Origin of the sequence: Glutamicibacter sp. V16R2B1, assembly GCF_005774635.1 — a bacterium.
In the GTDB taxonomy this organism is placed as follows: domain Bacteria; phylum Actinomycetota; class Actinomycetes; order Actinomycetales; family Micrococcaceae; genus Glutamicibacter; species Glutamicibacter creatinolyticus.
In genome coordinates this window covers 1-11,721 of sequence record NZ_VATX01000017.1, presented here as the reverse complement: position 1 = coordinate 11,721, position 11,721 = coordinate 1, and the positions used below count along the sequence as shown (strand labels likewise).

General features: G+C 64.0%; 11 protein-coding genes and 2 tRNA genes. 7 read left to right on the top strand and 6 right to left on the bottom strand.

The window, feature by feature from the left end; all coding sequences use genetic code 11:
* Positions 1–64: 64 nt before the first annotated feature.
* Positions 65–138 (bottom strand) — tRNA-Arg (locus tag FDN03_RS12925).
* A gap of 167 nt (positions 139–305) precedes the next feature.
* Here FDN03_RS12925 and FDN03_RS12920 point away from each other — a divergent pair.
* Both FDN03_RS12920 and ettA read left to right on the top strand, forming a co-directional pair.
* Entirely contained in the window at positions 306–779 is a 474-nt protein-coding gene (locus tag FDN03_RS12920; protein ID WP_054820712.1) for a single-stranded DNA-binding protein, read from the top strand.
* Between the two features lie 114 nt (positions 780–893).
* Positions 894–2,576 (top strand): energy-dependent translational throttle protein EttA, encoded by a 1,683-nt coding sequence (ettA, locus tag FDN03_RS12915; protein WP_138177744.1) that lies wholly within the window; start codon positions 894–896, stop codon positions 2,574–2,576.
* A gap of 58 nt (positions 2,577–2,634) precedes the next feature.
* Here the strand turns inward: ettA and soxR are convergent, their stop codons facing one another.
* Positions 2,635–3,123, bottom strand: a complete 489-nt coding sequence (gene soxR / locus FDN03_RS12910; protein WP_138177741.1) for a redox-sensitive transcriptional activator SoxR — start codon at positions 3,121–3,123, stop codon at positions 2,635–2,637.
* Between the two features lie 137 nt (positions 3,124–3,260).
* On the opposite strand from soxR, the gene FDN03_RS12905 reads away from it, so the two are divergent.
* A complete protein-coding gene (locus tag FDN03_RS12905; protein WP_054820713.1) occupies positions 3,261–3,770 on the top strand; it encodes a flavin reductase family protein in 510 nt (169 codons plus the stop codon).
* A gap of 102 nt (positions 3,771–3,872) precedes the next feature.
* Here the strand turns inward: FDN03_RS12905 and FDN03_RS12900 are convergent, their stop codons facing one another.
* Entirely contained in the window at positions 3,873–4,703 is an 831-nt protein-coding gene (locus FDN03_RS12900; protein WP_138178085.1) for an acyl-CoA thioesterase II, read from the bottom strand.
* Positions 4,704–4,952: 249 nt separating this feature from the next.
* Here FDN03_RS12900 and FDN03_RS12895 point away from each other — a divergent pair, with 249 nt between their 5' ends.
* Positions 4,953–5,624: a hypothetical protein gene (locus tag FDN03_RS12895; protein WP_138177739.1), complete on the top strand. Its 672-nt coding sequence runs from the start codon at positions 4,953–4,955 to the stop codon at positions 5,622–5,624.
* Positions 5,625–5,728: 104 nt separating this feature from the next.
* Here FDN03_RS12895 and FDN03_RS12890 read toward each other — a convergent pair whose 3' ends face one another.
* The 3 genes from FDN03_RS12890 to pepN form a co-directional block, all read right to left on the bottom strand.
* Positions 5,729–6,229 carry a globin gene (locus tag FDN03_RS12890; RefSeq protein ID WP_138177737.1) on the bottom strand — a complete coding sequence of 167 codons (501 nt, stop codon included), beginning with the start codon at positions 6,227–6,229 and terminating at the stop codon, positions 5,729–5,731.
* 2 nt (positions 6,230–6,231) lie between these two features.
* Positions 6,232–6,711, bottom strand: coding sequence for an OsmC family protein (locus tag FDN03_RS12885; protein WP_138177736.1), 480 nt, complete (start codon positions 6,709–6,711; stop codon positions 6,232–6,234).
* A 91-nt stretch (positions 6,712–6,802) separates the two neighbouring features.
* The gene (pepN, locus tag FDN03_RS12880) at positions 6,803–9,349 is read right to left on the bottom strand and encodes an aminopeptidase N (protein ID WP_138178083.1); all 2,547 of its coding nucleotides are present in this window, start codon (positions 9,347–9,349) and stop codon (positions 6,803–6,805) included.
* A gap of 330 nt (positions 9,350–9,679) precedes the next feature.
* Here pepN and FDN03_RS12875 point away from each other — a divergent pair, with 330 nt between their 5' ends.
* The 3 genes from FDN03_RS12875 (at position 9,680) to FDN03_RS12865 (ending at position 11,349) form a co-directional block, all read left to right on the top strand.
* Complete coding sequence (locus FDN03_RS12875; RefSeq protein ID WP_138177734.1) at positions 9,680–10,153, top strand: ribose-5-phosphate isomerase; 474 nt, start codon at positions 9,680–9,682, stop codon at positions 10,151–10,153.
* A 2-nt stretch (positions 10,154–10,155) separates the two neighbouring features.
* A complete protein-coding gene (locus tag FDN03_RS12870) occupies positions 10,156–11,136 on the top strand; it encodes a zinc finger domain-containing protein (RefSeq protein ID WP_138177732.1) in 981 nt (326 codons plus the stop codon).
* A gap of 139 nt (positions 11,137–11,275) precedes the next feature.
* A tRNA-Gly gene (locus FDN03_RS12865) sits at positions 11,276–11,349 on the top strand.
* Positions 11,350–11,721: the final 372 nt, after the last annotated feature.

Below are 11,721 nucleotides of genomic sequence, written 5' to 3'. Positions count from 1 at the left end.
ATGCGAAGCTTCAAACAACACCGCCGTCACCTGGAATCCAGGTGACGGCGGTTTCGGTGAGATGCGCCCCCAGCAGGATTCGAACCTGCGACCTAGAGATTAGAAGGCTCTTGCTCTATCCAGCTGAGCTATGGAGGCTTGACCGAAAATAGTTTAGCCCATTGGCTCCCGACAAGACGAAACAACCTCCGCCTCGACTATCCACAAAGCGCTCGACGCCACCAGCGCCGGATCGATGACTGAGACATGGTGGCACGACCGGGTAAGGGAATCCGGGAACGAAGCCAACAAAGGAGTGTTGATCCATGAGTGATCTAGTAACCATCCGTGCCGTGGTCGGTACCGAACCGCAGCTGAGCATCACACCCCAAGGAACCACCATTTTGAAATTCCGTGCGGCTACCCACGAACGGAAGCGTGATCCGGAAACCGGGGAATGGAGTGATGCGGGAACCAACTGGTTTTCGGTCTCATGCTTCCGCGCGCTGGGGGAGAACGCGATGGAAAGCCTGCAGCGTGGGGACCGGGTGATCATCTTCGGCAAACTGCAGATCCGGCAGTTCGAGCGCACTGACGGCACGCAGGGAACCAGCGCCGATGTCGAAGCCTATGCGGTCGGACACGACCTGAGGTTCGGTACCTCGAGCTTCAACCGCGTGCGCTTTGAAGGCGGTGAGAAGGAGCGCGTCAGCCACCGGGGCAGTCAACCGGACACGAGGGCGAACCCTGAGGGGCCCACGGTCACTCACTGGCCCGAAGAACACCCGGATGCCGCGTGATTTCGCTTCCCCGAGGCGGTGCGCAGAACCTTCCTGTGACCCTGCGCACCGCCCGCGCCAATTGGTGACGCGGTAATTCGGAAATGGGGCTGGGTAGCGACTAGCCTTAAGAGCATGGCGGAATTCATTTATACGATGACCAAGGCCCGCAAGGCCGTTGGTGACAAAGTCATTCTTGACGATGTCAGCATGTCGTTTTTCCCGGGCGCCAAGATCGGCGTTGTGGGTCCTAACGGTGCTGGTAAGTCGACAATTCTGAAGATTATGGCCGGGATCGATACCCCGTCCAACGGCGAAGCACGTCTTTCGCCAGGCTACTCGGTGGGCATCCTGCTGCAGGAACCACCACTGAACGAAGAGAAGACCGTCCTGGGCAACGTCCAGGAAGGCGTCGGTGAGATCTACGAGAAGATCCAGCGCTTCAACCAGATCTCCGAGGAGATGTCCCAGGAGGGCGCCGACTTTGACGCACTTCTTGAGGAAATGGGAAAGCTGCAGGAAGCGATTGATGCTGCCGATGCATGGGATATTGATTCCCAGCTGGAGCAGGCCATGGACGCGCTGCGCTGCCCTCCGGGCGACGAGCCGGTAACCCACCTTTCCGGGGGTGAACGCCGCCGCGTGGCCCTGTGCAAGCTGCTTCTGCAGAAGCCGGACCTGCTGCTGCTCGATGAGCCGACTAACCACTTGGATGCCGAATCGGTGCTGTGGCTTGAGCAGCACTTGGCCTCCTACCCGGGCGCCGTCTTGGCCGTTACCCACGACCGCTACTTCCTGGATCACGTTGCCGAATGGATCTGTGAAGTTGACCGTGGTCGTCTGCACCCCTACGAGGGCAACTACTCCACTTACCTGGAGAAGAAGCGTGAGCGTCTGGCCGTTCAGGGCAAGAAGGATGCGAAGCTGGCCAAGCGCCTGGCCGAGGAACTCGACTGGGTCCGCTCCAACGCCAAGGGCCGTCAGACCAAGTCGAAGGCACGTCTGGCTCGCTATGAGGAAATGGCCGCGGAAGCCGAGCGCACCCGCAAGCTTGACTTCGAAGAAATCCAGATCCCACCGGGCCCCCGTCTGGGCCAGCTGGTGATCGAGGCCCAGGACCTGAAGAAGGGCTTCGGCGACCGCGTGCTGATCGACGGGCTGTCCTTCAACCTGCCCCGAAACGGCATCGTTGGCGTGATCGGCCCCAACGGCGTTGGCAAGTCGACCCTGTTCAAGACCATTGTTGGTCTGGAGGAGCTGGACGGCGGAACGCTGAAGATTGGCGACAGCGTCAAGATCTCCTACGTGGACCAGAACCGTGAGAACATCGACCCCGAAAAGTCGCTGTGGGAAGTGGTTTCGGATGGCCTGGACTACATCCAGGTCGGTCAGGTCGAAATGCCCTCGCGTGCCTACGTCTCGGCATTCGGCTTCAAGGGCCCGGACCAGCAGAAGAAGGCCGGGGTGCTCTCCGGTGGTGAGCGTAACCGCCTGAACCTGGCGCTGACCCTCAAGCAGGGCGGAAACCTGTTGCTGCTTGACGAGCCGACCAACGACCTGGACGTTGAGACCCTGTCCTCCCTGGAAAACGCGTTGCTGGACTTCCCCGGTTGTGCCGTGGTCGTCTCCCACGACCGTTGGTTCCTGGACCGCGTGGCCACCCACATCCTGGCCTACGAGGGCACCGAAGAGGATCCCGCAAACTGGTACTGGTTCGAGGGCAACTTCGATTCCTACGAGAAGAACAAGGTCGACCGCCTGGGTCCGGATGCCGCGAAGCCGCACCGCGTCACCCACCGCCGCCTGACCCGCGACTGATCTTCTCCGATTGGTTGTACCGCCCGCCGCCCTGTCAAAGGGTGGCGGGCGGATCGCGTTAATCGCAGGCGCCGGGCTCCTGGGCGGCCAGCCGACGTGGCCCCACGCCCTCGGTGGCCAGCTCGTCTTGTGGATTCAGCAACTGGCAGGCCTGCATGGACAAACAGCCGCAGCCGATGCAGCCGGTCAGCCTTGTTTCCAGTTCTTCGATGGCGCGGCGGCGCTGTTCCAGGATTTTGATCCAGGCCTGGGAGGCGCGCTGCCAATCGGCTTCGCTCGGGCGGCGATCCAGGGGGACCGGCTCCAGGGCACTGGCAATGTCCTCCAGCGCGATCCCCAGGTTCCTTCCGACGGAGATCAGGGTAATGCGCCGAATCATATGCCGGGGATAACGCCGTTGGTTCCCGGCGGTGCGCAGGGAACCAACCAGGCCGAGCTGCTCATAGTAGTGAAGCGCCGAACGGGCGACGCCGGTGCGCTCGCTCACCTGCCCGATGGTCAGCAGCTCATCGGCGGCCGTGGCCTCCTGGCGTGACGAGTGTGACATTGGGCACCTCCGAACCTTTCGCGTTGACCTCAAGTCTACTTGAGGTTCTAGGATCGTTCATGACAGGCGGCCATCCCATTCCCGTGGTCTAGGATGGCCGACAAGATGAGGTTTCAAAGAATTGAGAGCAGCGATCCATGAGCAGCCTGGCTGACGATTTCCGTGCGGCGTTCCGTTCCCATCCAGCGGGAGTGGCCCTGGTAACCGCGAACCCGCATGGACGGCCCGTGGGGCTGACTATTTCCAGCCTGGCCTCGTTGTCGATCGACCCCGTTGCCGTGTCCTTTTCCCTCACCCGTTCCTCGGGCTCGGCCGGGGCACTTCTGCAGTCGCCGACCTTCATGATTCACCTGCTTGGCGAGCAGCACAGCAGCGTCGCCGACGCGTTCGCCCGCCCGGATGGGGAGCGTTTCAGTTCCGAACAGCAGTGGCAGTACCTGGAGAACGGTGAACCGTACTTCGACCAGGCGCCGGTCGCGATGCGCGCCCGCATGCACAGCTCCCTGCAGGTGGGCGGTTCGCGGCTGATCGCGGCCGAGATCCTGGACATCTTCCACGGACCGACGGATCAACACCTGCTGTACCAGGACCGCCGCTATCTGGGGCTGTCCACCGCGCTGCACCTGGAGCAGGGACAGCGCAAGTAGGCGCCAACGGCAAATGGGCCCGGTCAACACCGGGCCCATTAGTGTGACCCACGCGGGGACGCCGGCGCTCGTGCGCGCCGATCCTCCCGTGGGGGCGCGGGTTCAGTCCAGTTCGCCCTCGGGCAGTCGCACCATGCCCTCCTGGGCGACGGTGGCGACCAGCAGGCCCGAACGGTCATAGATGCTGCCGGTGCCCAACCCGCGGGCCGAGGAAGCGGACGGGGAGCGCTGCACGTACAGCAGCCAGTCATCGACCCGGAAGTCCCGGTGCCACCACATGGCGTGATCGAGGCTCGCCACGCTCATGTCCTCCCGGGTCCAGCCGATCCCGTGGCGGCGCAGCACAGGTTCGAGCAGTGTGTAGTCGCTGACGTAGGCCAGGGCGGCGCGGTGCAGTGCCGGGTCATCGGGCATCGGCCCGGTGGTCCGCAGCCATACCGCGCTCTCCGCGGTCCGTTCGCTGGTGGGGCCGAAGTAGATCGGCTCGGTGACGTGGCGGATGTCGAAGGGGCGCTCGAAGGCCCACTCGCGGGCGACCGGGTGATTGATCTTGCCCAGCAGGTCCGCCGTGGTCGGCAGGGTCTCGGGGTCCGGGACTCCCTGCGGCATCGGGTCGTGGTGTTCCAGGCCCTCGGCCGGTTCCTGGAAGGAGGCGATCATGGACAGGATTGGTTTGCCGTTCTGGTAGGCGTGCACACGGCGAGCCGAGAAGGAGCGCCCGTCACGCATCCGCTCGACCCCGAAGGTGATCGGCACATGGGTATCTCCCGGGCGCAGGAAGTATCCGTGCATGGAGTGGATCTGCCGGTCTTCCGGCACGGTGCGCGTGGCGGCGATCACCGATTGGCCCAAGACCTGTCCGCCGAACACCCTTGGACGGGACTGGTGCGGGGTATGGCCGACGAAGATGTCCTCGTCGGTGCGCGCCTCCATCCCGTTCAGATCCAACAGCTTCAGCAGGGTCTGGGTGTTCTGACTGTCATCAGCCACGATGTGTACTCCTCGGTGTGGTGCGCGTGCGAATCAGAGGCTATCTGTGGAAAAGAGTATCCTTACGAAATAGTAACTTCCAGTGTGTCGGCACAAGTCGGTTTATGAGTAGATATTGCCCGATTCCGCGCCAAATGCCTAAATCATCACATCGCCGGGCTCGGGTCCGCAGAAACGTGAGAGCATGAAAACATGTCAAGTGAAGCGTTGATTTTGGGTGACATTTCCGCCGTGAAGGACCTGGCCAGCTTTGTGAGCCGGGCCAAGAGCATCGAGGATGACGCGGCACAGTTCGTCGCCCGGGGCACCGCCCTGGCGGTCTATGTTCCGGTGCTGGCCAAGGGGTCGGTCGACGGCGGGGACTTTACGGTGCTGGGCATGCGGGTGCACCGCCTGGCCGCGCCGCGACAGCTTAATGCCTGCTACTCGCTGGCCTCCATCCAGGACCGCCTGGCCCGCATGGGTGAAACCTCCACGACATTCACCCTGCCCCCGGTGGAGGAGAACCCGGCGTGGGCCGGCATCCAGGTGCCGGTCGCGGGCTGGGAACCGGTGGGCCAGATCAGCGACGCGCACCTGGCCGAAGCGGCGCGCAGCGGGATCAACGCAGTAACCGAGGCGCTGCCGGAGAACCCCGGAGCCCCGGTCATCACCCAGGTGCGCCAGCGCATCTGGTCCTCGCCGTTGCCCGAGACGAACCTGCCCGGCGGCCTCCAGCTTCCCCTCGGGGCGGGGTTTGCGATGCATTCGCTGGGTTTCATCACCGAGGCGGGCACCAGTGCGGTCTACCGCAGCGGCAGCTGGCTGCGGGTCAGCGGTCCGCGCGGCCACGTGCTGGTGCGGCGCAGCAACTCCCTGCTCTAGGGGCTCAGGCTCCCAGCCGCAATGCCTGAGCAGGCCAAAGGCCTGCGGCGATCACTTCGCTGCAGGCCTTGGGTTTGGTGCCGTTGATGCCGGACCGTGGCGACTCAGTCGGGCTGGTTCACCAGCGAATGTGCGGCGCGCTCGAAGTAGTCGCGCAGCGTTTCGGCGTGCAGCATCGGCAGTTCCAACTGGTCGATGGCCTTGTTCATGTGCTCGAGCCACACGTCGCGGTAGTGCGAGTCGATGTGGAATGGCACGTGGCGCATCCGCAGCCGCGGGTGCCCGCGGTGCTCCGAATAGGTCTTGGGCCCGCCCCAGTACTGTTCCAGGAACAGCTGCAGGCGGATCTGCGCCGGGTACAGGTCCTGTTCGGGGTACATGCGCCGGAAGTCCGCGTCCTCTGCCACCGAGGCGTAGAACAGCCGGGTGAGCTCGGCGAAGACCGGGCGGCCCCCGACCTCCTCGTAGAAGGTTCCACCGTATTCGGCGGCGTCGACCGGCTCGGTGGCCAGGTCCAGGAACTCCTGGGACGACGGGCCGGTCACCACCGGGTTGTTGAACGGGTTGTTCACTACGCGGGGCGTCAACGGGTTGGCTTCGCTCATGTCTACTTTCCTGATGAGGGGATGACTGGTTCGTGGTGCACGGTGAAGTTCACCGAGCGGGCGATGAAGCAGACCTTGTTGGCCTGCGCGTGCAGGGCATCGGCCAGTTCGCGCTGTGATTCATCCTGCAGCCCCACCGCGGGGCGCAGGGTGACTTCCGTGAACTGCCCGCTGCCGTCGTAGTTCAGTTTCAGGGTGCCGCTGGCATGGTCCGCGTAGCTGGTGACCACCAGCGAATGCTTGACCGCCATGTGCAGGTAGGAGAGCATGTGGCACTGGCTCAGGGCCGCCAGCAGCAGCTGCTCCGGGTTCCAGCGCTGCGCGTCCCCGTGGAAGGTGGGATCCGCGGTGCCGGCGATATCGGGCAGCCCGGCGGCGCTGATGATGTGCTCGCGACCGTAGCTGCGGTACCCGGTGGTGCCTTCGCCGCGGTTACCAGTCCAGCGCATGGAAATCTGGTAGTTGTGTCGCGAGAGGTCCATGGCCCGATTCTCCCATGGTTCGCCCACAAACGGGTATGGCGTGGTCCACAGCCGGCGGCCGTGGACCACGCCATGGGCGTCACCCGGGGGATCAGGCCTGGTCGGCCTGCCGGGCCTGCAGGGCGCGGACGATGTCGGCGCGGCTTTCCAGCAGCAGGCGGCGCAGGGCCGGGTGCTGTTCGCCCAGCTCCTGCAGGAACTGGTCGGTGCGCTCGATGGTGGCCTGTGAGACCTCCTGCGACGGGTAGAGCCCCACCACGATCTGCTTGGCCATCTCATGGGACAGGCCGGTCCACTTCTTTAGGATCGAGGCGAAGTAGCGCTCGGTGTAGCCGGAAATCAGCTGCGGGTCATGAACCATGTTGAAGCCGGCAATCACCGCGCCGTGGTTGTCGTTGGACAGCGTTCCGGACAGAATCTGCTCGAACGCCTCCGCCTTCGCCTCGGCGGTGGGCCGGGCCGCCTGGGCGGTGTACCAGCTGGACTTGCCCTTGGCGGTTGAGTCGCTGCCCAGGGCGGCCTGCAGCTGCTGCGGGCTCTGGCGTCCACCGGCGGACAGGGCGCTGATCAGCGACCAGCGCAGGTCGGTGTCCACCTCCAGCCCCGGCAGGCTCGCTGAACCCTCCAGCAGCGCGGCCACGGCATCCAGCTGGGCTTCGGTGCGGGCGCGCTTGGCGTAGGCCAGGGTGAACTGCAGTTGCGCGTCGGAGCCCAGCTCGGCGTTGCCGGCCAGCTCCCACAGTCGGTCTGCGGCGTCGATGCCCGACTGTTCGCGTGCCTGTTCGTTCACGTAGAAGTCCAATGCGGTGTTCAGCTGGCGCAGCAGCACCATGATCACCGAGGAGTCCACCTCGTGGCCGATGTTGTTCAGCAGCAGCTGCACATAGGTGCTGGCCGGGGCCTCGGCATCGCGCACCGCATCCCAGGCGGCACTCCAGACCAGGGTGCGCGGCAGGGACTCCGTGAAGTCCTTCAGATGCTTCGTGGCGGTGGCCAGGGAACGCTCGTCGAGACGGATCTTCGCGTAGGTCAGGTCGTCGTCGTTGAGCAGCACGAGGTCTGGACGCTGCAGTCCCACCAGTGCGGGCACCGGGGTGCTTTCGCCGGTGACATCCAGTTCCTCGCGGTGGGTGCGCACCAGCTGGCCGGAGTCATTCAGGCTGTAGAAGCCCACGGCCAGACGGTGGTCGCGGATCGTGGGGTAGTCGGTGACCGCGCTCTGCCGGATGCTGAAGTCGGTGATGGTTCCGTTCTCATTGGCCTCGATGGCGGCGGTGAGCGTGTTGACCCCGGCGGTTTCCAGCCACTGGCCGGACCAGTTGCTCAGGTCGCGGCCGGAGGCTGTCTCCAGTTCCCGCAGCAGGTCCGGCAGTTCGGTGTTCTGCCAGGCGTGCTTGGCGAAGTAGCTGCGCACCCCGGCCATGAACTCCTCCTGGCCCACGAAGGCGACCAGCTGGCGCAGCACGGAGGCGCCCTTGGCGTAGGTGATGCCATCGAAGTTGACCTCCACGTCGGCCAGGTCCCGCATCTCGGCGACCACCGGGTGGGTGGAGGGCAGCTGATCCTGGCGGTAGGCCCAGTTCTTCTCCAACATGTTGAAGGTGGTCCAGGAGCTGGTGAATTCCGTGTTTTCCGCCGCAGCCAGGGTGGACATGAACTCCGCGAAGGACTCGTTCAGCCACAAGTCGTTCCACCACTTCATGGTGACCAGGTCGCCGAACCACATGTGCGCCAGCTCGTGCAGGATGGTGATGGCCCGGCGTTCGACCATGGCGTGGGTGGGACGTGAGCGGAAGACGTAGTCTTCCAGGAACGTGACCGCCCCGGCGTTTTCCATGGCTCCGGCATTGAACTCCGGGACGAAGAGCTGGTCGTATTTCACGAACGGGTAGGGCACGGCGAAGTTCTTCTCGAAGAACTCAAAGCCCTGCTTGGTGACGGTGATGATGTTCTCGAAATCCAGGTATTCCATCATCGAGGAGCGGGCGAACACGCCCAATTCAATGGTGCGCCCATCGCGGGAAACCAGCGAATCGCGCTGCACCTGGTACGGTCCGGCGATCAGCGCGGTGATGTAGCAGGAAATGCGCTGGGTGGGGGAGAAGTCCCACCGGGCCTTGCCCTCCTGCAGCATTTGCGGATGCGGGGTGGGGGAGTTGGAGACCACGTTCCAGTGCTTCGGGGCGGTGACGGAAAACTGGAAACTGGCCTTCAAATCCGGCTGCTCGAAGACGGCGAACATGCGCCGTGAGTCGGCCACCTCGAACTGGGTGTACAGGTAAACCTCGTCATCCACCGGATCCACGAAACGGTGCAGGCCCTCACCGGTGTTCATGTACAGCGCATCAGCGTCGATCACCAGGGTGTTTTCCGCCGCCAGGTGCGGCAGCTGGATGCGTACGCCGTCGCTGACCTCGGAGGGATCCAGTTCGGTACCGTTCAGGGTGACCGAGCGGACGGTGTCGGTGACCGCGTCGATGAAGCTTGAAGCGCCTGCGGTAGCGGTGAAGCGCACTGTGGTGCGTGAGCCGAAGACCCGCTCACCCTTGGTCAGGTCCAGCTCCACCTCGTAGCTTTCAACACGCAGCGTGTTGGCGCGTTCGATGGCCTCGTCACGGGTCAGGTTCATTCCGGGCATATGCATTCGCTCCGCATCCATGCGGCTCGTGCGCCGCATTAGGGAAATCTGAAATATCTATTGAACAACTAGTCCCTATTCTGCCACTGCGGCAAGGGGGTGGCGCAAGTCATTTGGCGGATATTTCCGCTTCCGCCGGCCCCGCCCCGATCGATCGGGGAAGGCGCTGCCGACGGGGGAGTCTGCGCGAAGACGCTACACAATGCGCGAACCCCAGCGCCGGTGGATAAGCTGGAGTGGTGCCCGCCGCCAATGACGGCAGCGGCCACAGAAGACCTCCGCCCCCGGGGCAAAATGTCATCAAAGCAAAAACACGAAGAGGGACAACCTATGCGCGTGCACATCGCCACCGACCACGCCGGCCTGGAACTGAGCGACCATCTGGTCAAGCACCTGACCGCCAAGGGCTACGAGATGGTCAACCATGGACCGAGCTCCTACGACCCGGAAGATGACTACCCTGCCTTTTGCATCAACGCGGCCCGCGCGGTGATCAATGACCAGCGGGCCGGGGTTGAGGCGCTGGGAATCGTGCTGGGTGGTTCGGGCAACGGCGAGCAGATCGCCGCGAACAAGGTCGAAGGGGTGCGCGCGGCCCTGGCCTGGAACCTGGACACTGCTCAATTGGCGCGCCAGCACAATGACGCCAACGTGGTCGCCGTAGGCGGCCGCCAGCACTCGACGCAGGAAGCGACCGCCATCATCGAGGCCTTCCTGGCCGAACCGTTCAGCGGTGCCGAGCGCCACAGCCGGCGCATCGGCAAGATCGCCACCTATGAAACCACCGGCGAGGTCATCGACTAGCCGTGCCGGAAGGACATTCACTGCACCGCCTGGCCCGCCAATTCGACGACGTCTTCGCCGGCCAGGCGGTTCAGGTTTCATCCCCGCAGGGACGGTTCGCCGCCGACGCCGAACGCATCAGCGGCCAGCAGCTGGAACGTGCGTGGGCCAAGGGCAAGCAACTGTTCTGCCAGTTCTCCAACGACCTGTATCTGCGAATCCATCTTGGGCTCTACGGAGCCTTCGACTTTGGCGGGGACGAGTTCTTCCGCGGCGCCTCCTCCATCGGTGCGCCCCGGCGCATTGGCGAACGGGAAGTTGCCACCGAGGCCAACGGGGAATACCTGGGCCCGCCCGAGCCGGTGGGCCAGGTGCGCGCCCGGATCGTCAGCGGGCACGGCTGGGCGGATCTGCGCGGCCCCAGCGCCTGCGAGGTGCTGGAGTGGGAACAGGTCCAGGTGCAACTGGACAAGCTCGGGCCGGACCCCCTGGCTGGAGCCGCGATCCGGTTCAACCAGTCCAAGGGCAGGGACCTGGACGCCGACCCGCAGGCCGCACTGGAGGCCGGGTACCGCCAGTTCCGGCACAACCTGTCGGCCACCCGCACGCCCATCGGCCTGGTGCTGATGAACCAGGCGCTGATCTCCGGCGTCGGGAACATCTACCGCGCTGAGTCGCTCTACCGCTGCCGGATCAGCCCGCAGCTGCCGGCCAATGAGCTCTCCGCCCGGGCGGCCAAGAAGCTGTGGTGGGACATTGTGCAGATCATGCAGGACGGGGTGCGTGACGGGAAAATCATCACCACCTGGCAGGAGGACCGCAACGAGCCGGGACCTCTGTGGCCCGATAACGCCTACTACGTCTACCAGCGTCAGGGGCAGGCCTGCCGGCGCTGCGGCACCGCCATCCGGCTCGAGGAGGTCGCGGGCCGCAAACTGTATTGGTGCACTCGCTGCCAGCGACCGCCGCGCAAGCGTCCAGCCGGCCCAGCCACTGGTCGGTGATCTGCGCGGTCAGCGGCTCGCGCGTGCCCTGCAGTGGGAAATGAGAGCCCTAGTCGGAACTGGATAACCCCGGATTTGCGCTAGTCAAGAAAAGTGTTCTAGACTGATTCCTGTTCGCGGCACCGCCGCTGCGGAATCTGGGGATGTAGCTTAATGGTAAAGCCTTAGTCTTCCAAACTAATGACGCGGGTTCGATTCCCGTCATCCCCTCCACCGACAGGATCCCGTTCACTCGGGGTCCTGTTTCTGTTTCCCCGCAAATCACGGTCTCTTCACGCTGCGTGTCGTGGTTATCACAGCCACTCGGTCAGCGCCGGAGTCGCGGCAGGCCTGCAAGGGCCAGGAGTGGTAGGGATAATTTCCCCTGATTCCGCGGAATTTCGCCGGTAATTGGGGCAATGAACACGCTCAATCACAATCCGCCGCAGATTTTGTTTTCAGTTTCGCGCAGTGTAAATTTGTCTCTTGTGGCCAATCCCGGACAGCCTTCGCGGCACAGTTCGAAATGACCATGTGATTAGTGTCTTTATGTTCTGCCTTGGGTGGAACTCAAAGCCTACTGATCGGGGTGTAGCTCAGCTTGGC